This window comes from Saccharothrix ecbatanensis (assembly GCF_014205015.1).
GTDB classification, from domain to species: Bacteria; Actinomycetota; Actinomycetes; order Mycobacteriales; family Pseudonocardiaceae; genus Actinosynnema; species Actinosynnema ecbatanense.
Map to the genome: position 1 here is coordinate 7,300,538 of NZ_JACHMO010000001.1, position 21,158 is coordinate 7,321,695.

Genomic DNA, 21,158 nt, shown 5'->3' on the forward strand with positions numbered 1-21,158 from the left:
GGTCAGCCGATCAGCCGGTCGATTTCGGCGGTGAGGTCGGTGCGGAGGTCGTCGTGCTGGGGGCCGAGGGCGGTGGCCGGGTCGGTCCAGCGTTCCGCCGGGTAGAGGTAGACGGGGTGGCGCACGATCGGCTCCGGCTCCCAGTGGTAGCGGGCGCGGACGTGGGCGTGCAGCCACGGGTCGGTGTTGCCCAGGATCTCCAGGTTGACCCGGCGGAACTCGGGGTCCCGCCGGGCGCACACCCGTTCCACCGCTTCGGCCAGCAGTTCCATGTCGGCGAGGAAGTTGAGCCGGCGATGGCGCGGCAGGTCGGTGAGGCGGTGGACGTCCGGCGTGTCGGTCAGCAGGACGCAGTAGCCGGGGAGGAACTGGACGTCCCCGATGACCGCGAAGCCGGCGGAGAGTCGGCGGAGCACGGTCGGGTTCTCGCCGCGCAGGGCCGAGCCGATGCGGTCGTTCTTCCAGTCTTCGGTCACGTCGCCCATCTTCGGTCGATGTCCCGGAGCAGGGCGAGGCCGGCCTCCGGATTGGTGAAGGTCGGGCACGTTGGTGAAGGTCGGGCACGGTCGTCAGCAGCAAGGACTTACAAGGCTCTAAAGTACTCTCAACCGACTGCAAGACTTTGAGAGTACGGAGACGTGCGGGCTGCGATGGACGTGACCAATCTGCCCTCCCTGATCGACCGGCTGCGACGCATCGGCGGCGAGCCCGCCGACGTCGAAGTCAAGGCGGCGGCGGGCGGTCTGCCGAAGAGCATCATCGAGACGCTGTCCGCGTTCGCGAACACCAACGGCGGAATCATCATCCTCGGCCTCGACGAGTCCTCCGGATTCGCGTTCGTCGACATACCCGATCCGAGCAGGATGCGGGACAACCTCGCGTCCTTGGCGTCCGGGTCGCTCCAGCCGCCGTTGCGCATCGATACGCAGATCGTCGAAATCGACGGCCACGCCTTGGTGGTTGCCGAGGTCGAGCCGTTGACCTCCGATCTGAAGCCCTGTTTCGTCGACTCACGTGGGATCGCCACCGGTTCATACGTCCGGGTCGGTGACGGCGACCGGAGAATGAGCCAGGCAGAGATCGGCCTGGCGATCGCCAACCGCGGTCAACCAAGGCACGATCTCGAACCGGTGGGAGAGGCGACGCTGCAGGACCTCGACCGGACAGCGATCCTGCGGACCCTTGACCGGGTACGCCGAACCTCACGAGCCTTCAGGGACGTCGACGACAACCTGGCACTGGAACGGTTGCGAGTCCTGGTCCGTGACGACAAGGGTGCTGTGGTCCCGTCCCTTGGCGGTCTACTCACGTTCGGCATCCTGCCCCAGCAGTTCTTCCCGCAGCTCACCGTTTCGGTTGTCGTCCACAGTGCCGAGCCTCCCGGCGGCAACTCGCCCAGGTTCGAGGACAACCCGGTGATCAGAGGCCCGATACCGGACCAGGTCGCGGAGACGATCGCCGTCCTCCGACGGCACATGCGGGTGCGGAGCTATGTCGACTCGACAGGACGAACCGAACGACTGGACTACCCGCTGGAGGCAGTCCGCGAGGCAGTTGTCAACGCGCTGCTGCACCGCGACTACAGCCCGGTGACGCGTGGCACCCAAGTTCAGATCGAGCTGTTCCCGGAACGACTTCTCGCGCGCAGCCCAGGTGGCTTGTTCGGCCCGGTCTCCGTCGAGGATCTGGGAAGCGAAGGGATCTCGTCTTCGCGGAACTCGTTCCTCGCAGCTCTGCTGTCCGACACCTTCCTGCCCTCCAGCGAGAACCTGGTCGCGGAGAACCGTGCGTCCGGTATCCCCGCGATGATCCGCGAACTCCGGCGCTCCGGCATGCCGCGGCCGGTGTTCGGCAACTTCCCCGCTCGATTCGAGGTGGAGTTCAGCCGATCGCAGCTGCTCGATCCCGAGACACGGCAATGGTTGGCGGGGCTCGCGGAGCCCGGCCTCGGTCAGGTCCACGAACTCGCGCTGGCCACGATGTACCACGGCCAGGCCATCAGCAACGCGACGCTGCGCGAGTTCGGCGCGACCCAGTCGGAGGCGACCGCGGTGCTGCGTGACCTGGTGACCAGGGGACTCGCGGTGCGGGCCGGCGGCCGGCGCTATGCCAGCTATTCGCTCGGCAGTGTCTCCGCCGCTCCGGATTTGTTCACCAGTGCCGATGTGCCGGTCACCAGACTTGACGTGGCCACGGTTCTCAGGCGGCGAGGCTTGGCGAAGGCCTCGGAACTGGCCGCGGCCACCGGCTATTCGAGGCCGACTGTGCTGAGCAGGCTTGACGAACTCATCGCAGAGGGGAAGGCGGTGGCCGAGGGTAGGCCGCGCAGTCCCCAGCGGGTCTACCGGTGGGTTGGCGGGTGATCGAAGCGATACGTCGATGCCGGAGTCGCGGCCTTCCAGTCTTCGGTCACGGTGCCCATCTTCGCTCGATGTCGCGGAGGAGGGCGAGGCCGGCGTCCGGATTGGTGCCCGCGTAACGGCGGGCGCGGGCGAGTTCGTTGAAGTCGAGGGCCCGCATCCGGTCTTCGGTGAGGTCCGCGGTGAAGGTCTCCTGGACGGTGGCGAGGAAGCGGGTGCGAGCGGCGATGGTGTCCTTCAGTTGGCGGGCGCGGTCGGATCGTCCTTTGTAGGCCGCGCGGAGGTTTTCGCTGTGCGTCTTGAGGTCTGTGGTCCGGCGTTCGTCCAGCAGGCGCAAGAGGTCGGTGACGCCGTCGCGGTCGTCCACGGCGGTCAGGGCGTCGGCGGTGGCCTGGCAGGCCCGGGTCAGTTCGGCGTCCACCAGGGCTTGGACCACGTCCGCGATCTCGCGTCCGGGCTGCTCACGGCCCAGTTCCACGATGGCCCGCGCGGTGCGGACGAGTTGGCGGGCCAGGCCGCCGGAGAACACGTACGCGAGCGCTTGGAACTGCTCGGACAGGTCCAGGACGTAACGGCGCAGCAGCTTCCGGGCGTACTCGAAGTCGAGGTAGTCGACCCGGACCACTTCGTCGAAGGAGCTGTCGAAGACGCTGCGCAGGCCGATGCCGGACAGCTCGAAGTCGTGCTGCGCCTCGGTCGACACGGAGACCAGGTAGTAGCAGCCCTGGACGTCGAAGACGGCCTTGACCTCGTTGAGCAGGCGACGGGCGGGTTCACCGGCGCCGATGCGGTCGAGTTCGTCGATGCCGATGACCACCCGACCGGGTTTCAGCTCACGCTCGGTGGCCTGTTCGGCGGCGATCCGGCTCAGGAACCCCCGGAAGCGTTTGACCACCTCAGGGTAGGTGAGCGCGCGTCCGGCCATGGTCACCGCCCGCTTGCCGGCCAGCTCGAACCCCTTGAACCCGCCCTTGCCGCTGATCTCGTCGGCGTACGTGCGCACGTAGTTGAGGACGGCCAGGTGGTCCCGCGCGAGCGAGACCAGCGGGTGCGGCCCGACCTTCCCCCGTCGACGTGCGGCACGCTGCCCGAACCGGTCGATCACCGCCTCGCACACCTCGGCGAACAGGTGCACGACGAACTCCTGCGGCACGTAGTCCACCGGCGCGGACACCAGCACGGCCAAGTCGGGCGCGCGGTCCTCCGACCGGTACCGACCACCGCAGAACGCCCGGAGCAGGTTCGTCTTGCCCGCGCCGCGCGGTCCGGCGACGGCGAAGCTGCCGCCGTCCAACCGGTCGACCAGCCCAGCCAGCACGGCGCCCGCCGGCGTCGGCACGTGCATCCGCAGCGGATCGGCGCGGACCAGGGACGACACCTCCCGCACAGCCAGGACGGTGGCGTGGACGGGCGGCGTGACCTCGTTCAACTTGCTGTAGAGGACCGGCAGCACACCGTCGACCAGCACGCTCTCCTCCCACGCCACGAGCGCGGCGCGCGCGACCCCGTCCTGGCCCGAGTGCCGGAAGCTCCTCAACAACGTGCGGATGGAGAGGAAGGCCGCTGAATAGCTCGCGAGGGAACCCACGAAGGCCAAGAGGAGCGCCCAGCCCGGCCAGTCGAGCCGGAACAATGCCTGCATCACCGTCAGGGACAGCACCCCGCAGGCCAACCAGGCGATCGCCACCCGACGGCTGAACCGACCCTCGGACCAGTTCATCAGCAGGAGCAGGTCGACCACGACCGCGAGCACCGCCGCGCCGCCGACGACCGCGAGCACTCCCGCCCACGACAGCCCGATCAGGGCGGCGACGAACGAACCCAGCGCGGCCAAGCCCAGGACCGGCGTGATGAGCAGCACCCACCGGCCGATCGGCGCGTTCACCGCGAACCGCGCGTACCAGCCGGGCCGTTCCGTCCGGTAACGCTGTTCCGCCTGGCCCGCCGCGGCCAGCACGGCGGTCTCGGCGCCGGCCAATGAGTCGATCAGAACGTCCCGCGTCACCTGCCCCGACGCGACCGCCCGCGTCACCTCCGGACGTCCCAGCGCCGCCGACACCGCGCGTTCCAACACCCGTTCCGGGCGGTCCGCGCCGCTGTGCCAGGGAGGTAAGTCGTAGTCCACGGAGAGTGACGATCGCAGTCCACTGGCAGGGTTTGCAAACACCGGTCAGGACTGTGACCTAACCGGCCGGTAACCGGTTAACTGGATCGATGCCGCACACTGGCCGAGTGAACGAGCAAAGCCGGCAAGCCGAGCGGACACGGTTGGCGGAGTCCGACGCGCCCACCGCGCCCTGGCGACTCTGGGGCCCCTACCTGGCCGGACGCCAGTGGGGGACGGTCCGCGAGGACTACTCGGCGGGTGGGGACGCGTGGACGTCCTTCCCGTTCGACCACGCCCGCTCACGCGCCTACCGCTGGGGCGAGGACGGCATCGCCGGCATCTGCGACGTGCACGGTTTCCTGAACCTGTCCGTCGCTCTCTGGAACGGGCGCGACCCGATCCTCAAGGAACGCTACTTCGGGCTGACCAACGACGAGGGCAACCACGGCGAGGACGTCAAGGAGCACTGGTGGGTCACCGACGGCACGCCGACGCACTCCTGGATGCAGGTCGTCTACCGCTACCCGCAGGCTGAGTTCCCCTACGCCGAGCTGCGCGAGACGGCCAAACGAGCGGGCCGCAACGAGCGCGAGCCCGAGCTGTCCGACACCGGCGCGCTGGACGAGAACCGGTTCTTCGACGTCCGGATCAGCTACGCCAAGGCCGGCCCGAAGGACATCTGCGTCGAGCTGACCGCCACCAACCACGGCCCGGACCCGGCGCCGCTGCACCTGCTCCCCCAGTTGTGGTTCCGCAACACGTGGGCGTGGGGCCGCGACGACCGCATGCCCAATCTCACCGCCCGGACGCGGGACGGTTGGCGCCGGATCACCGCCGAGCACGGCGCGCTGGGCCGCTACACGTTGCACGTCGAGGGCACGCCGACCCTCCTGGTCACCGACAACGAGACCAACGAGGTCGAGCTGTTCGGCACCCCGCGGAACCCGACCCGCTACACCAAGGACGGCATCGACCGGTACGTCGTCGGCCGCGACGCCAAGGCGTGCCAGGTCATCGGTCCGGACGACACGAGCGAATCCGGCACGAAGGTCGCCGCCTGGTACTCGTTCGACCCGGTCGAGCCGGGCGAGTCGGTCACCGTGCGGCTGCGCCTGGTGGAGGGCGACGGGCACCTCGACGCGTTCGGCCCGAGCTTCCAGGACACCGTGGACCAGCGGAAAGCCGAGGCGGACGAGTTCCACCACACCGATCTGGACCCGAAGCGCGCCGCCGTGGTCAGACGCGCGCTCGCCGGGCTGATGTGGAACAAGCAGCACTACCGCTTCCGGACCCGCGAGTGGCTGGACGGCGACCCGGCGCAGCCCGCCGCGCCGACGTCCCGCAAGAACATGCACGCCCGCAACGCGCACTGGCGCCACTTCGACGTGGCCGACGTGATCTCCATGCCGGACGAGTGGGAGTACCCGTGGTTCGCCGCGTGGGACCTCGCGTTCCACACCGTGCCGTTCGCGAAGGTCGACCCGGCGTTCGCCAAGGAGCAGCTGCTCCTGCTCTGCCGCGAGTGGCTGATGCACCCGAACGGCCAGCTACCGGCGTACGAGTGGGAGTTCGGCGACGTCAACCCGCCGGTGCACGCGTGGGCGGCGTTGCAGGTCTACCGGTCCGAGGAGAACAAGGACCGGAAGTTCCTGGCCAAGATCTTCCACAAGCTGCTGCTGAACTTCTCGTGGTGGGTGAACCGCAAGGACGCCGACGGCAGCTACCTGTTCGAGGGCGGCTTCCTCGGCATGGACAACATCGGCCCGGTGAACCGGTCGGAGCCGATGCTCGGCCAGTGGCGGCTGGAGCAGTCGGACGCCACGTCGTGGATGGCGGCGTACAGCCTGCACCTGATGCAGATCGCGCTGGAGCTGGCGCGGCACGACGAGTCGTACGAGGACGTGGCCACGAAGTTCGTGGAGCACTTCCTGAGCATCGCCGAGGCGTCCACCCAGTTCGGTTCGGGCGGGCGCGGCATCTGGGACGAGACGGACGGCTTCTGCTACGACGTGGTGTCCCGCCGGCGGCCGGACGGGCACGTGGAGTCCCAGCCGGTGCGGGTGCGGTCGATGGTGGGCCTCATCCCGGTGCTGGCGTGCGCGGTGCTGGAGCCGTGGGTGTTCGAGGAGCTGCCCGATTTCGCCCGGCGGCTCGAGCACCTGCTGTCCAAGCGGCCGGAGTTGCGGCAGTTCCTGAGCCGCAGCGGCGGCGGGGCGCTGCTCAGCCTGCTGGACGAGCGCAAGCTGCGGCGGGTGCTGGGCCGGATGCTGGACGAGGGCGAGTTCCTCTCGCCGCACGGCATCCGCAGCCTGTCCGCGGCGCACCGCGAGGGCCTGGAGGTGCAGGTCGCGGACCAGGAGCACCGGATGGGCTACGAGCCGGGCGAGTCGCGCACGCCGATGTTCGGCGGCAACTCGAACTGGCGCGGGCCGGTGTGGTTCCCGACGAACGCCCTGCTCGTGGAGGCCCTGCGGACGATCGAGGAGTTCCACGGCGGAAGGTTCCACGTGGAACTTCCCACTCGCAGCACGCGGCACGTGACGGCGGGCCGGGCGGCGGACGAGCTGGTCGGACGGCTGGTGTCGCTGTTCCTGCCCGATCACGACGGGCGTCGACCGGCCGACGGCAAGCGGATCGAGTCGACCGATTCACCCTTGTGGCGGGAGCACGTGACCTTCAGCGAGTACTTCGACGGGGACACCGGCGAAGGCCTGGGCGCGACGCACCAGACCGGCTGGACGGCGCTGGTCGCCAGCCTGTTGACGGATCGTCGCCAAACAGGCGCTGTGGGTGAAGCAAATGAGTGATTTACGCCAAAGCGCTGAACATTTTGTGGCTGAACGTGGCGTGTGACGCAAGATTCATGCACACCGAAGCTCTGTAACACGCACGTGCTGTGCACCTAGTCACCCAAGTGGCAGTATGCCGAACACTCGACCGACACAGTTACAAGGAGTGACGCCGTGGCCCGCCGTACCAGGCACGCAGCGCTCGCCCTGTTCCCCGTGCTCGCCTTGGCGGCCACGATGACGGCGTGCGCGACCAAGGTCAACACCGGCTCGCAGGACAGCGGGTCCGGCATTTCGCTTGTCCAGAGCGGCAAGCTCGTGACCTGCACCCACCTGTCCTACAAGCCGTTCCAGTTCTCCCAGGGCAACGAGACCGTCGGCTTCGACGTCGACCTCGTCAACCTGGTCGCGAAGGATCTGGGCGTCAAGCAGGAAATCTTCGACACGCCGTTCGAGACCATCACCTCCGGTGAGGTCTTCAACACGGGCAAGTGCGACCTGGCCGCGGCCGGCATGACCATCAAGCCGGACCGCGCCGAGGTCATCGACTTCTCCGAGCCCTACTTCGACGCCTCGCAGGCGCTGCTGGTCAAGAAGGACTCGCCGGTCAAGAGCCTGGAAGACCTCCGGGGCAAGAAGATCGGCGTGCAGCTGGAGACCACCGGCGAGATCTACGCCAACGAGAACGCCGAGAAGTACGGCTACACGGTCGTCCAGTTCGAGGACCTGCCGCTGATGCAGACCGCTGTGCGCACCGGCTCGGTGGACGCCGCGATGAACGACAACGGCGTGCTGCTGGACTACGTCAAGGAGTTCCCCGAGACCGCCGTGGTCGCGGAGTTCGACACGCAGGAGAAGTACGGCATCGGCGTGAAGAAGGGCAACACCGCCCTGAAGGCCAAGATCGACGAGGTTCTGAAGAAGGCCAAGGACAGCGGCGAGTACGACACGCTCTACGAGAAGTGGTTCGGCAAGAAGCCGGAGTCGAAGTAGTCGGCTGACCGCGGGGCCGGTGCTGCCAAGCACCGGCCCCGAGCCTTGTCCACCCCACCCACGAGGTAATCCACATGGCACTCTCCAAGCGACAACGGGCCAAGGCGTTCCGACTCGCCCAGTACGCGCTGCTCGTCGTGGTCGCCGCCGTACTCGCGGTGGTCGCCGACTGGGGCGAGATCAAGCGCAGCTTCTTCAACCTCGACATCGCCGCGGAGATGTTCCCCAACGTCATCACCGTGGCGTTGAAGAACACGCTGGTCTACACCGCCCTCGGCTTCGCGTTCGGCCTGGCCCTCGGCTTGGTGCTGGCGCTGATGAAGCTGTCCCCGGTCGCGCCGTACCGGTGGCTGGCCACGATCTACATCGAGTTCTTCCGCGGTGTGCCGGCGCTGCTGGTGTTCATCGCGCTGAGCTTCGGCGTGCCGCTGGCGTTCGGGCTCCAGTTCGACATCTACTCGACGGTCATGCTCGCGCTCGGCATCGTCGGCGCCGCCTACATGGCCGAGACGATCCGCGCGGGCATCCAGGCGGTGCCCAAGGGCCAGATCGAGGCGGCCCGCTCGCTGGGCATGTCCAGCGGTCGCGCGACGATCACCATCGTGATCCCGCAGGCGTTCCGGATCATCCTGCCGCCGCTGACCAACGAGCTGATCCTGCTCACCAAGGACTCGTCGCTGATCTACATCATCGGCCTGGCCCGCGACCAGTACGAGCTGACCAAGTTCGGCCGCGAGACGCTGAGCCGGTCGCCGTCGCTGACGCCGATCCTGGTGGTCGGGCTGTGCTACCTGATCATCACGCTGCCGCTGGGCCACCTGTCGCGGTACCTGGAGAGGCGCACCGGCGGCAAGAAGATCAGCACGCCGGAGTCGACCGGATTGGGGGTGTCGGGGTGAGCGACGTCGTGGTGGAGGTCACCGGGCTGAAGAAGTCGTTCGGCACGCTGGAGGTGTTGAAGGGCATCGACCTCCAGGTCAACCGCGGTGACGTGGTGTGCATCATCGGGCCGTCCGGCTCGGGCAAGTCCACGCTGCTGCGCTGCGTGAACCTGCTGGAGGAGCCGTCCGGCGGCAAGATCGTGGTGGACGGCGCGGAGCTGACCGACCCGGACGTGGACATCGACAAGGCGCGCACGCGCATCGGCATGGTGTTCCAGTCGTTCAACCTGTTCGCCCACTTGAACGTGCTGAACAACCTCACGGTCGCGCAGCGCAAGGTGCTCAAGCGCAGCGAGAAGGAGTCGCAGGAAGTCGCGCTGCGGAACCTGGAGCGGGTCGGGCTGTCGGACAAGGTGAACGCCATGCCGGCGCAGCTGTCCGGCGGGCAGCAGCAACGGGCGGCGATCGCGCGGGCGCTGTCGATGGACCCGGACGTGATGCTGTTCGACGAGCCGACCTCGGCGCTGGACCCGGAGCTCGTCGGTGACGTGCTCGGGGTGATGCGGCAGCTGGCCGACGAGGGCATGACGATGCTCGTGGTGACGCACGAGATGCAGTTCGCCCGAGAGGTGGCCGACCGGGTGCTGTTCATGGACGCGGGGTACGTCGTGGAGGAAGGGCCGGCCGCGCAGGTCATCGGCGATCCTCAGCACGAGCGCACGAAGTCGTTCCTGGCCCGGGTGCTCGACCCGACCAACCAGGGGCCGAGGGACTGACCCCGGGCTGACGCCGGGCGTCCTTGCCAACGGGTCGATCGACCGACATTGTCGATCACATGACCGATGTGGGGGCGCGGGGGCTGGACGTGTTCGACCCCAGCCCGCCGCGCTCCGCCCGGATGGCCGCGGCCGAGGTGTTGCGCGGTGTGGGCGAGCAGGACGGGACGTGGCGGTTGCCGCGGCGGCGGGCCGGGATGCCGCCGGTGGTGCGGGTGGCGGACCGGTTCCTGACCGGGACGCTGGACCTGCGCGCGGTGGAGTTCCCGTACCTGCTGGAGTTCGTCCGCTGCCGGTTCGAGGAGCCGCCGGACCTGCGGCAGGGCAAGCTGGCCGGGATCGAGTTCGCCGACTGTTGGCTGCCCGGCCTGTCCGCGCGGAACCTGAGCAGTGCCAACGAGGTCTCGTTGGCGGGCAGCACGGTCGACGGTCTGGTCGACCTGGTGGACGCGGACGTGGCCGGGTCGCTGTCGTTGCGGGACAGCACGTTGCGGGTGCCGGACGGCATCGCGTTCCACGCGGACCGGTTGAAGCTGGCGGGCGGGTTGCTGGCGCAGCGGGTCCGGGTCGTCGGCGAACTGCGGATGGCGGGCGCGCACGTCGGCGGGTACTGCAACTTCAGCGGCGGGGTGCTGGACAACCCGCTCGGCCACTCGTTCAACGGCACCGGGCTGCACGTGGGCGGCAACCTGCTGATGAACGGCTGCACGCTGAACGGCACGATGCTGCTGGCGGGCGCGCGGGTCGACTCGGCGTTGACCCTGCGCGGCACGACGGCGGCCGACGGGCGGGCGGACGACGACGCGCTGGACCCGCACTCCGACCCGAACGCCACCCTCGTGTTCGACCGCATCACCGTGGACGGCGACGTGCAGCTGGACCGGGGATTCCGCAGCGCGGGCACGGTGCGGATGGTCAACGCCACGCTCGGCGGCACGCTGTCGCTGTCCGGCGGCACGTTCGACTCGATGGGCGACGAGAAACCGAGCGGTGATCCGGTGGCCGACCCCACGGGCTACGGGCGCGCGCTGCACCTGGACGGCACGCAGGTCGGCGGGGACATCATCGGCCGCCAGGCACGGGTGCGCGGCCAGTTCCGCATGGTCGACTTCCAGGCCAAGGGCAGCCTCATCCTCGACGGGTCCACATTGGACAACCCGCGCGCGGACGCGGTGCTGGGCAACAGGTCCCGCATCGGCAGCAACCTCACCGCCCGCGAGGTGGAGGTGACCGGCGGGCTGGAGCTGCGCGGCGTGCACGTCGGCGCGAACCTGGACCTGCGCGGCAGCCGGATCACCAAACCCGGCCGCTACCGGCACCAGCCGGCGGGCAAGCCGTCGGTGGACGTCGGTGGCGCGATCATCGGGCGTGACCTGATCTGCGCGGGTGGGGCGAAGGAGTTCGTGGCGCACGGCGGTGTGCGGGCCAGGCGGGCGCAGATCGGCCGGATGGCCACGTTCGCGGGCGCGGTGCTGGGCGACAAGCTGGACGCGCACGCGTTGAACCTGCTGGGGATGCAGGTGCAGGAGCTGGTGGTGACGCCGATCAGCCCGCCGCGCGGTGACGTGACGTTGCGGCAGGTGCGCTGCACGGTGTTGGACGACAACGAGCTCTTCTGGGGCGCGACCGGCCGGATCGACCTGGAGGAGTTCCGCTACGACTCGCTGCGGCACCCGATCGACCTGCGTGACGACGAGGAGGTCGACCGGCGGCTGCGCTGGCTGCGGCAGGCGATGCGGCGCGCCTACCGGCCCGGCCCGTACGACCAGTTCGCCGAGATGCTGCGTGCCGGCGGCAACGACGAGCACGCGGCGACGGTGCTGGTGGAGAAGCAGCGGCTGCGGTACCGGGCCGTCGCCGAGGGCCGCCGGTGGCTCCGGCCGCTGGTGCTGCTGTGGAGCTGGCTGCAACGCGCGATGGTCGGCTACGGCTACCGCCCGGCCCGCGCGTTGGCGTGGCTGGTGGTGGCGTGGCTGCTGGGCAGCATCTGGTTCGCCACCGGGCCGGAGCTGAAGGAGATCAACGGCGATGACGAGCTGACGTGGAACGCGTGGCTGTACACCATCGACCTGGTGGTGCCGATCGTCGACTTCGGCAACAAGAACCGGTGGAACCCGCCGGGCGCGTCGCAGTGGATCGCGTCCGGGCTGATCGTGACGGGCTGGGTCCTGGCCACGACGGTCGCGGCGGGCGTCACCCGGCTGTTGAAGCGCTGACGCGACGAACCCCGCCCGGCTGAGTGCCGGACGGGGCTCGTCGGTTGTTCCGAGATGATCAGTGGATCGCTAGTGGACGGCGATCGGCTTGACCCGGTCGCTGTCCTCGTCCACGTGGTAGTCGTCGGCCTGGGTCTGGTCGGTCCCGTTGAACCACCGGGCGCGCTTGGCGATCAGCGTGACGATGACGGCGACCACCAGGTTCGCCGCGATGGCGACCACACCGGCGTAGATCTGCACGACGGAACCCTCGAACGGGTGCCAGCCGAAGAGCGACAGCTTGTCCAGCGGCAACGCGGACCCGCCGAAGTGCGCCTTGCCGGCGGCCGGGTTGGCGATGTTGTAGAGCAGGTACATGCCGTAGCCCATGCCGGCGATCCACCCGGCGATCAGGCCGTACACGTGGAACCAGCGGGTGTAGAGCGCGATCGCCACGGCCGGCATCGTCTGCAAGATCATCACGCCGCCGATGAGCTGGAGGTCGATCGCGTACTCCGGGTTGATGAACAGGATGAACGCGACCGCGCCGAACTTCACCACCAGGGACGCGACCTTGGCCTGCTTGGCCTCCTGCTTGGGCGTGGCGTCCTTCTTCAGGTACTCCTTGTAGATGTTGCGCGTCCACAGGTTCGCCGCCGCGATCGACATGATCGCCGCGGGCACCAGGGCGCCGATCGCGATGGCCGCGAACGCGACACCGGCGAACCAGCCCGGGAACTCCTGGCCGAACAGCACCGGCACGATGGTGTTGTTGTCCGCCTTGCCGGTGGCCTGGTTGGTGATCGGCTTGACGCCCGCGGAGATGGCGACGAAGCCAAGCATCGCCAGCAAACCGAGGAGCAGCGAGTACGCGGGCAGCGCGACCATGTTCCGCTTGATCACGTTCCGGCCCCGGGAAGCCAGGATGCCGGTCAGCGAGTGCGGGTAGAGGAACAGCGCCAACGCCGAGCCCAGCGCCAGCGTCGCGTACTGGAGCTGGTTGTTGCCGTTGAGGATGATGCCGTCGGCCTTCGACTCGGTCGCGGCGTACTTCGCCTGCGCGGTGTCGAAGATCGCGCCCCAGCCGCCGAACTTGGACGGCAGGTAGATCACCGCGACCAGGATCACGATGTAGATCAGCGTGTCCTTGACGAACGCGATCAGCGCGGGCGCGCGCAGGCCCGACTGGTACGTGTAGAGCGCGAGGATCACGAACGCGATGAGCAGCGGCAGGTGGCCCAGGATGCCGGAGCCGTTGAAGCCCATCGTGCGCAGCACGGCCTCCAGGCCGACGAGCTGCAACGCGATGTACGGCATGGTGGCGACGATGCCGGTGATCGCGATAAGCAACGCGAGCCAGTGCGAGCCGTACCGGCCCTTGACGAAGTCCGCCGGCGTCACGTAGCCGTGCACGCGGGAGACGGACCACATGCGCACCAACGGCAGAAACACGATCGGGTACAGGATGACGGTGTAGGGCAGGGCGAAGAAGCCCATCGCGCCGGCGCCGAAGACCAGTGCGGGCACGGCGACGAACGTGTACGCGGTGTACAGGTCACCGCCGACCAGGAACCAGGTGATCCAGGAGCCGAACTTGCGGCCGCCCAGCCCCCACTCGTCCAGGTGTTCGAGGGTGTCGCCGGCTTTCCACTTCGCCGCGAAGAAGCCCAGGACGGTGACCAGCAGGAACAGCGCGCTGAATACCGCCAACTCGGTCCACTGCATTACTTGGCCCCCTCGTCCAGGTCGTCCACGCCCAGCTTGTCCGGCTTGCCCGTGACGACGGGTTCGTCCTTGGTCTTGATGTAGACCAGGCCGACGCAGACGACACCCACCGGGACCCAGGCGAACTGGAACCAGTAGAAGAACGGCAGCCCGAACAGTCTCGGCTCATCGGTGTTGAACCAAGGCGTGACGAGCATCAGGAGCGGAACGAGCAGGAGCAGGTTCCAGTTGCTCCAGCGGAGGCTGGATTTTCGAGCTGACGGCATGTGCCCCTCCGTACGGCGGCCCAGTGACGGCGGTGTCGCGCGATGCTAGGCCGGAAGGACGACAGTCGTCACCATGTCGAGTGGGTTACCGACGAATGAAGTAGTTGGATCGTGACCAAATTTCATCCACCGCGCAGGCCGGTCACCAGGTGCTTCTCGGCCTGGTCGAGGTACGCGAGCAGGGCCTCTTCGGCCTGCCGAACCAGGCCCGCGTCGAGGTGCTCCACGATGGACTGGTTCTGCGGCAGGTAGTCGCGGTAGAAGTCCTCGTGGTCGCCCATCACGTGGAAGGCCAGGCGCAGTTCGGCGAGCAGGCGCTTCACCTCCTCGTCCAGCCGGGCGCTGCCGGCCAGGGCGGTGAGGGCCTGGTGGAACTTCACGTTCGCGGTGCCGACGCCGGTCCAGTCGCCCTTCTCGCGGCTGGTCAGACCGAGGTCGACGGCGTCGCGGACGGCCTGCCTGGCGCGGTCGTCGGTGTCCGGCCAGCGTCGGACGGCGCCGCACTCGATGATCCGGCGGGCGGCGTAGAGGTCGACGATGTCGGCCACCTCGGGGCGGCGGACGAAGACGCCCTTGCTGTACTCGTGCACGAGCAGGCGTTCGTGGGTGAGCAGGCGGAACGCCTCGCGCAGGGTGTTGCGCGAGACGCGGAGGGCTTCGCCGAGCGCCTTCTCGTTGAGCTGCTGACCGGGCTTGATGTCGCCGTCGAGGACGCTGGTGCGCAGCTTGTCGGCGACGCGTTCGGCGGTGCTGGAGCGGTCGAGGTCGCCGCGGTCCTTCGCGAGGGCGTCCAGCCAGCCGTCTGCCTCACCGGTCGTCATGCGACCGAGTCTAGTGACGTTGAACGAGGCTACTGCCCCACGAATCAAATGGGGGATTGAAGGATCGTTGAACAATCCTTACATTGAGTTGAGCTGTGAGGGGAGGGCGTCGCTCATGGACCTGAACGCGGACCTCGGTGAGGGCTTCGGCCGCTGGGCGTCGGTCGACGACCAGGCTCTGCTCGACGTCGTGACCAGCGCGAACGTCGCCTGCGGGTTCCACGCGGGTGATCCGGAGACGATGCGGCGGACGTGCGAACTGGCGGCAGCGCGGGGTGTCGCGGTGGGCGCGCACGTCGGATACCGGGACCTGAACGGCTTCGGACGTCGATTTGTCGACGTGTCGCCGGACGCGTTGACCGCCGAGGTGCTGTACCAGCTGGGCGGGTTGGACGCTTGCGCCCGTGCCGCCGGGACGCGGGTCGGGTACGTCAAGCCGCACGGTGCGCTCTACAACGCCCTCGTCACGCACGAGGCGCAGGCTGACGCCGTGGTGGACGCGGTGCGGGCTTACGACCCGGCGTTGCCGGTGCTCGGGCTGCCGGGCGCGGTGTGGTTGAAGCGGGCGGGTGCGGCCGGGTTGCCGGTCCGGTACGAGGCGTTCGCGGACCGGGCTTACACGGCGGTGGGGACGTTGGTCGACCGACGGCAGCCGGGGGCGGTGCTGGTCGACGTCGGGGCGATCGAGGCGCGGTGCGTGGTGCTGGCGACCGAGGGGCGGGTGCGGGCGGTGGACGGGCGGGTGTTGCGGATGCCGGTGGACTCGATCTGCGTGCACGGCGACAGCCCTGGTGCGGTGGCGGTCGCCCGTGCGGTGCGGTCGGCGTTGACCGATGCGGGTGTGGCGCTGGGTCCGTTCTCCGGCGGGCTTGACCGGCTCAGCGTGTGAGGCTCAGGCGCTCACAGGCGGGTGCGCCGGTGTCACGTGGGGCATCCGATCGAGCATCCCGAGAATCACGTCGACCTTGGCGAGGACCTTGTCCGGATCGATCCGCCGGTGCGACGTCGCGAAAACCAGCCCCGCCTCGAAGGTCAGGTGGAGGGGCCAGGCGCTCTCGAACGGGTCATCGCCCGCTTGTCCGAGCATCCACTCCACGAACTGGGGGTTGAACGCCCGAGCCACGGTGGACGGGTCGGTGGTGAACACGACGAAGTCACCGTCCACAGGCGCCGGCACCCTGGTCCGCAGCCACGGCCGCTGCTCTCGCACCACCGTCACCGGCGCTTCGGCAGCCGGTTCGCGGTCCGGGTCGGGGATGCGCTTCGGCGGCAGCGGTCGCCGCATGTGGTCCACGAGGAGCCGCCGACTGATCTTCATCGGCGCCACGATCGAGGTGGCCACCTCGATCCTGTGCTCGTAGATCGTGGCCGAGCTGGTCGAGTTGGCCTTCTCCATCGACGCCTCGCTCACCCGCACCGACCAGTTGCCCCTCCGGAAGTCCAGCGCGGTCTCGAAGCGGGGCCGCCGCACCGTGCCCATCCAGCCGATGACGCCCTCGGTGTCGCTCTTCATCGGTGGCAGGAGTTCGGCCGACCACGCGTGGGCTTCGGCGGGACCGACCACACGTCCGCCGAGCGTGCCCGCGAACGCCACCAGCGCCTCGGCGTGCGACCGCTCCGCTTTCCGCTCACTGCGCCATTTCCACCAGAACAGCAGGCCGACCAGGCCCAGAAGAGTGCCCACCAGCGGTGCGAACGTAGCGAAAGTGTTGTCCATGATCAGATGTCCAATAGGTTCTCGGTCTGCTGCTTGGACTGGTCTTCGCCGGTGTCGGCGTACGCGTCGGCCTTCTGTTTGGCGGCGTCGTTACGCAGCTTCTTGTCGACACCGGCGTTTGCCCCCGTGCCGAGGCCCACCTGCGCAGCCGCCGCCCCACCAGCCGCGTCCAGCAGTGATTTGCCGAACCCCGTCTGCAGCCGTTCGCCGAGCATCCCGTCCTTGGACCACAACTTGTCCAGCATCGACTTGTCCTTGACGCCGTCGGCCGTGACGCTCCTGGCCTGCTTGCTCGCCATGGAGCGCTGGAATCCGGCGCGCACGTTCCCTGCCCGCTTGCTCAGGCTGCGCAGGAAGTCGAGGATCTTGGTCAGGAACTGCTTCAGCTTGGCCACGATCCGGGCCACCCGGCTACCAGTGGTCGCTACCCGCACACCGGTCGCGGCACCGGCCGCGGCGGTCGACGCCCCGAAGCTCGGCACGGCGGCGGCCAACGCCGGGATCCAGATCATCACCAGCCAGGTGATCAGCTCGGTGAGGATCGCCTTGATGAAGTCCTCGATGATCGTCATGATCATGCTGGACATCTGGAGCATCTGCGCCAGCTCACCGGCCTGACCCGCGACACCGTCGATGCCGTTCGCGAACTCGCCCAGCTTCGTGCTCGCCGCCTCCGCCGCGTCGCCGCCCCAGAGGGTCACCGCGCTCTCCAAGTCCTTGTCGAACGTCGTGCGCAGGTCTGCCACCCCCTTGGCGATGGCGCCGAAGTTCTCCGCCGCCTGGGCCAGCGCGGGGCCGTCACCGCTGACGAAGTGGATCGCGTCCTCCAGCGGCTGCACCACGCTGATCAGGAAGTTCAACCCCTGCCCGACGAGCCAGCCGATCGGGTCGGTCGCGATCCCGATTGCGGAGGTGCCGAGAGACGTGACCAACGCGGAGCCTTCGGAGACCAGGCCGGTCACCTCCGCGCCTCCCTTGTCCTGCGCCTTCCCCCACGCTTCCTTGGTCTTGAGGTAGTTGCCGTAGAAGGGGGCGGCTTCCGCCATCTTCTGGCTGGTGTCCTTTTCACCGACGGTGATCTCGACGCCACCGGCGGAAGTCTTCTCTTCAGCCATCCTGGATTACCCCCCTCTACTGGTTGTCGAGCTCGACTTGCAGGCCGTTGAGTAGTTCCTTCACGGCTTGCTCCTGCTCGTCGTAGTCCTGGGCCGTGCCGTTGAACTTGTCCGAACCGGACTGCAGGCCGTCCTGAAGCGCCTGGAACACGTCGTTCAGGTCGTCGAGCATCTGCGTGTACTGGCCCTTGACGAACAGGCCGACCACGCCCCACGACTTGTCCGAGACGTCCGCCTTGGCCACGAGGCCGGCGATCTCGGCGGCGGTGCCGCGGTGGCCGTCGAGCTTGCCGGCGAAAGTCCTCAACTCCTCGACGTTGACGTCGAACCCACCGGTCATCGCGCACTCCTCATCTGCTTGCCCACGAACACGGTCAGCGGTCCTCGTCGTCGAAGAGGTTCAGGAAGCGGCCGTCGTTCTGCGCGGGCCCGGAGTTCGGGGGTGGCTTGGACTTGTCGTCGTCGCGGAGGAACCGCTGCTGCGAGAAGTCGTCCGGTTCTTCCGGCGCGGGCCTGCGGGGCGGGGGAGGCGGTGGGGTAGGGCTTGGCGGCGGCATCCGGTGTGGGCCGACGCCCGTCATCGGTGGCGGCATCGGCGGCCGGCCCGAGCCTGGAGGGGGACCGGGACGTGGCGGGACGGGCGGTGGGGGTGGGGTGGGCGGTGGCTGCTCCGTCATCGCGCGCATCTCCTGCGGCGAGACGCCGAACAGCTGGGCCTGGGTCTCCAGGATCTGGTCGGTGAGGTGCATGTCGTCGCCGAGCGCGTTCTCCACGATCCCCGCCTGACGCCGCGCGGCCTCGGCCACGGCTTGGCGCAGGGTTGCCATCAGCGCCCCGGCCAGCGCGTGTGGCGGCCGGCGCATGGCCTGGTCGGTCAGCCGGATGTCCTTGATCGCCCCTGAGGGACCGGCCACCACGGTCACCGCACGGTCCGGTGACGTCGCGACCACCTCGAGCGCCGCCAGTTCCTGCTGCATCTCCCCGATGCCCGCGACCTGCTGGTCGACCCGCTGGATCTTGGCCTGGAACTGTTCGAACTGGGCGACGAGCTGGTCGAACTCGGCCGACACGAAAGACCTCCGAGAAGTTCTGGATTCCGGCGACGCGAACCGGCCGGGTGAGCGTCGCCCATAGTCGCAAGGCGATGACTGGCTGTGGGGCGGAACGGGCGAAGAGCCTGGACGTGAAAGCCGTGGGCCGTTCGGCGGGTTTCACGATCCGGCGGCGGTTCGGGAGTATCCGTCGGTGACCAAACGACTCCGCGCCGTTATCCCGATCGCCCTTGGCCTGTCCCTCCTCGCTCTGCCTGGCGTTGCCCACGCGCAACCCGCGCCGTGCTTCGACCCGACCGCGCCCACCACGGTGGAGGAACAGCGGTTGGACGATCGGCTCACGCCCACCGGGCCTGAGGTCGGACCGGAGTTGGCGCGGTTGGGCGGATTCGCGGACGACGTCCGCAGGTTCACCGCCCGGCTGTGCGAGCCGATCTCCCGTTCCCAAGCCCTCCGGCTCACGCTGACCAGCGGCACGGAGTTGTGGCGGGCGGCGGTGGAGCGGGCCCGGTCGGCGCAGGCTCCGTCGGCGCAGGCTCCGTCGGCGCAGGCCTGGGACGCGTTTGACGACCGGCCGCTGTACTGGGCCCGGCTGCTGGGCACCAAGGCGCTTCGGCAGTGGCAGCCGCGCGGGTGGCAGCTCACCGCGACCGATCGGGCCAAGCTGGTCGACTCGTTCGACCGCGCCTCCCGGGGCGTCACGGACCTGCGGTTCGCGCCGGCGGGTGTCCGGCGGATCGCGGTCACCGGGTTCGATCCGTTCCAGCTCAGCGGCACGTCCGTGCGGCGCAGCAACCCGGCGGGGGCGGCGGCGTTGCAGCTCGACGGGAAGGTGATCGACACGCCGTCCGGGCCGGTCGTGGTGGAAGCCGCCGTTCTGCCGGTGCTGTGGGGTTCGTTCGACCAAGGGATCGTCGAGCGGTTCTACGGCGCGGCGCTCGGGTTCCGGCCGGACGCCCTCGTCACCGTCAGCCAGGGCCGACCCGGGCGGTTCGACGTCGAGCGGTGGGCGGCTCGGTGGCGGGGCGGGTTCCCGGACAACAACGACGTCGCCGCACGCGGTGTCGTGCCGGACGCGGCTGGGTGGCCGCAGCCGGCGCACGAGTTCATCGAGACGACGTTGCCGCACCAGCGGATGGTCGACGCCGGGACCACGCCGTTCCCCGTCTTCTACAACCGGTCGTTCTGCGAGTGGCCGGTGGGCTCCATCCCCGGCACGGGCACGCCGAGCTGCCGCGCCGACGAGCCGACGCCCGGTGCGACGGCGGCCCAGGGCAGCGGCGGCGACTACCTGTCCAACGAGTCGATGTACCGGGCGAACCGGCTCCGGCTGGGCCTGCACGCGACCACCACCGCGGGTGGTCACCTGCACACGCCCGTGCTCGGCCAGCCCGCCGACCCGACCGCGCTCACCGATCCGACGTTCGAACGGGAACGCCGTGCGATCGCCGATCAGGTGGTGGCGCTGGTGTCAGTAATCTGACCGACGTGAAGGGCTGGCGGGCGACGGTCGTGGCACTGTCCGCGCTGTCGCTCGTCGCCTGCACGGCCCAGGTCCAAGGCGTGCCGGACGCCCAGGTGGTCCGGCCCTCCCTCACCCCGACCGTCGATCAGCTGCCCAAACCGGGCCAGTGCACGGACACCGGCCTCGAAGTCCTCGACTGCAAGACCGAGCACGAGGCCGAGGTGACCGAGGTCGGCTCGGTCGAGTTGGGGGCCGAGTACCCGAGCGACCGCGACCTGCGCCGCGCCGTCCTCCCCGCGTGCCGCGCCGCCCTCACCGCGTACCTCGGCAGCGCCGACCACGACGCCACCCGACTCCAGGCGCACGCGTTCTGGCCGAGCCGCGACGGGTGGGCCAAGGGCGACCGCTGGCGCGTCTGCACGGTGGTCGAGCTGAAGCCGGACGGCAGCCGGGTGCGGCGCAAGACCGGCGCCAAGGACCTCCTCAAGGCGGCCGGGTTCGCCACCGTCCAGCTGTGCGCGGTCGCCTCACCCGGTGAAGCCAAGGACGCCGGGATCACGGCCTGCGATCAGCCGCACAAGGCCGAAGCCGTGCCGGGCGTGCTCACCCTGGGCAATCCACAGGACCCGGCGCCGTCCCTTGACCAGGTGAACGCCAAAGCCTCCGAGCACTGTGCGAAAGCGGTCACGAACTACGTCGGCGCACCGCGTGAGGACGTCTTCGCGTCGTGGCGGGCGTTCGGCAGCCAAGCCTGGTCCGAGGGCCACACGACGGCGGTCTGCTACGCCGAGGCGACCCGCCCGTTCACCGGCCGACTGTGGGGCCTCGGCGCCAACCCGCTCCCCGCCTGATCCACATCAACCCACAGGCTGTGCACAGCTCTGTCCACAACCTGT

The 21,158-nt window shown here is 69.0% G+C and carries 18 protein-coding genes; 9 read left to right on the forward strand and 9 right to left on the reverse strand.

The features are described 5' to 3' along the window. Window positions 1-2 precede the first annotated feature (2 nt). Window positions 3-476 (reverse strand): HIT family protein, encoded by a 474-nt coding sequence (locus F4560_RS31780; protein ID WP_184926421.1) that lies wholly within the window; start codon window positions 474-476, stop codon window positions 3-5. Window positions 477-650: 174 nt separating this feature from the next. Here F4560_RS31780 and F4560_RS31785 point away from each other — a divergent pair, with 174 nt between their 5' ends. Beyond that, complete coding sequence (locus F4560_RS31785; RefSeq protein ID WP_184926423.1) at window positions 651-2,363, forward strand: ATP-binding protein; 1,713 nt, start codon at window positions 651-653, stop codon at window positions 2,361-2,363. A 46-nt stretch (window positions 2,364-2,409) separates the two neighbouring features. Here F4560_RS31785 and F4560_RS31790 read toward each other — a convergent pair whose 3' ends face one another. Further along, window positions 2,410-4,485: a hypothetical protein gene (locus F4560_RS31790; RefSeq protein ID WP_184926425.1), complete on the reverse strand. Its 2,076-nt coding sequence runs from the start codon at window positions 4,483-4,485 to the stop codon at window positions 2,410-2,412. 107 nt (window positions 4,486-4,592) lie between these two features. Here F4560_RS31790 and F4560_RS31795 point away from each other — a divergent pair, with 107 nt between their 5' ends. The 5 genes from F4560_RS31795 to F4560_RS31815 all read left to right on the forward strand — a co-directional run bounded on the left by F4560_RS31795 (window position 4,593) and on the right by F4560_RS31815 (window position 12,122). Next, complete coding sequence (locus F4560_RS31795) at window positions 4,593-7,274, forward strand: MGH1-like glycoside hydrolase domain-containing protein (protein ID WP_312869598.1); 2,682 nt, start codon at window positions 4,593-4,595, stop codon at window positions 7,272-7,274. A 156-nt stretch (window positions 7,275-7,430) separates the two neighbouring features. After that, complete coding sequence (locus F4560_RS31800; protein ID WP_184926429.1) at window positions 7,431-8,249, forward strand: transporter substrate-binding domain-containing protein; 819 nt, start codon at window positions 7,431-7,433, stop codon at window positions 8,247-8,249. Window positions 8,250-8,323: 74 nt separating this feature from the next. Then, entirely contained in the window at window positions 8,324-9,148 is an 825-nt protein-coding gene (locus F4560_RS31805; protein WP_184926431.1) for an amino acid ABC transporter permease, read from the forward strand. After that, window positions 9,145-9,906, forward strand: a complete 762-nt coding sequence (locus F4560_RS31810; protein WP_312869599.1) for an amino acid ABC transporter ATP-binding protein — start codon at window positions 9,145-9,147, stop codon at window positions 9,904-9,906. The genes F4560_RS31805 and F4560_RS31810 overlap by 4 nt, the downstream gene beginning before the upstream one ends. A 59-nt stretch (window positions 9,907-9,965) precedes the next feature. Then, the gene (locus F4560_RS31815) at window positions 9,966-12,122 is read left to right on the forward strand and encodes a translocation/assembly module TamB domain-containing protein (protein ID WP_184926433.1); all 2,157 of its coding nucleotides are present in this window, start codon (window positions 9,966-9,968) and stop codon (window positions 12,120-12,122) included. Between the two features lie 69 nt (window positions 12,123-12,191). Here F4560_RS31815 and mctP read toward each other — a convergent pair whose 3' ends face one another. The 3 genes from mctP to F4560_RS31830 all read right to left on the reverse strand — a co-directional run bounded on the left by mctP (window position 12,192) and on the right by F4560_RS31830 (window position 14,913). After that, complete coding sequence (mctP, locus tag F4560_RS31820) at window positions 12,192-13,826, reverse strand: monocarboxylate uptake permease MctP (protein ID WP_184926435.1); 1,635 nt, start codon at window positions 13,824-13,826, stop codon at window positions 12,192-12,194. Beyond that, complete coding sequence (locus F4560_RS31825; RefSeq protein ID WP_184926437.1) at window positions 13,826-14,092, reverse strand: DUF3311 domain-containing protein; 267 nt, start codon at window positions 14,090-14,092, stop codon at window positions 13,826-13,828. The genes mctP and F4560_RS31825 overlap by 1 nt, the downstream gene beginning before the upstream one ends. 122 nt (window positions 14,093-14,214) lie before the next feature. After that, entirely contained in the window at window positions 14,215-14,913 is a 699-nt protein-coding gene (locus F4560_RS31830; protein ID WP_184926439.1) for a GntR family transcriptional regulator, read from the reverse strand. Between the two features lie 115 nt (window positions 14,914-15,028). Between F4560_RS31830 and F4560_RS31835 the strand changes: the two genes are divergently transcribed. Beyond that, the gene (locus F4560_RS31835; RefSeq protein WP_184926441.1) at window positions 15,029-15,802 is read left to right on the forward strand and encodes a LamB/YcsF family protein; all 774 of its coding nucleotides are present in this window, start codon (window positions 15,029-15,031) and stop codon (window positions 15,800-15,802) included. A 3-nt stretch (window positions 15,803-15,805) separates the two neighbouring features. Here the strand turns inward: F4560_RS31835 and F4560_RS31840 are convergent, their stop codons facing one another. From F4560_RS31840 to F4560_RS31855, 4 genes are read right to left on the reverse strand one after another with little or no spacing between them, the layout of a single operon-like run. After that, complete coding sequence (locus tag F4560_RS31840; protein ID WP_312869600.1) at window positions 15,806-16,597, reverse strand: hypothetical protein; 792 nt, start codon at window positions 16,595-16,597, stop codon at window positions 15,806-15,808. 35 nt (window positions 16,598-16,632) lie between these two features. After that, window positions 16,633-17,745: a WXG100 family type VII secretion target gene (locus tag F4560_RS31845; RefSeq protein WP_184926445.1), complete on the reverse strand. Its 1,113-nt coding sequence runs from the start codon at window positions 17,743-17,745 to the stop codon at window positions 16,633-16,635. Between the two features lie 16 nt (window positions 17,746-17,761). After that, window positions 17,762-18,085: a WXG100 family type VII secretion target gene (locus tag F4560_RS31850; protein WP_184926447.1), complete on the reverse strand. Its 324-nt coding sequence runs from the start codon at window positions 18,083-18,085 to the stop codon at window positions 17,762-17,764. 34 nt (window positions 18,086-18,119) lie between these two features. Next, window positions 18,120-18,815, reverse strand: a complete 696-nt coding sequence (locus F4560_RS31855; RefSeq protein WP_184926449.1) for a YbaB/EbfC family nucleoid-associated protein — start codon at window positions 18,813-18,815, stop codon at window positions 18,120-18,122. Between the two features lie 175 nt (window positions 18,816-18,990). On the opposite strand from F4560_RS31855, the gene F4560_RS31860 reads away from it, so the two are divergent. Both F4560_RS31860 and F4560_RS31865 read left to right on the forward strand, forming a co-directional pair. After that, on the forward strand, window positions 18,991-20,280 hold the full coding sequence (locus tag F4560_RS31860; protein WP_184926451.1) for a pyroglutamyl-peptidase I: 1,290 nt from the start codon (window positions 18,991-18,993) through the stop codon (window positions 20,278-20,280). Window positions 20,281-20,285: 5 nt separating this feature from the next. Then, window positions 20,286-21,113 carry a septum formation family protein gene (locus F4560_RS31865; RefSeq protein ID WP_184926453.1) on the forward strand — a complete coding sequence of 276 codons (828 nt, stop codon included), beginning with the start codon at window positions 20,286-20,288 and terminating at the stop codon, window positions 21,111-21,113. Window positions 21,114-21,158: the final 45 nt, after the last annotated feature.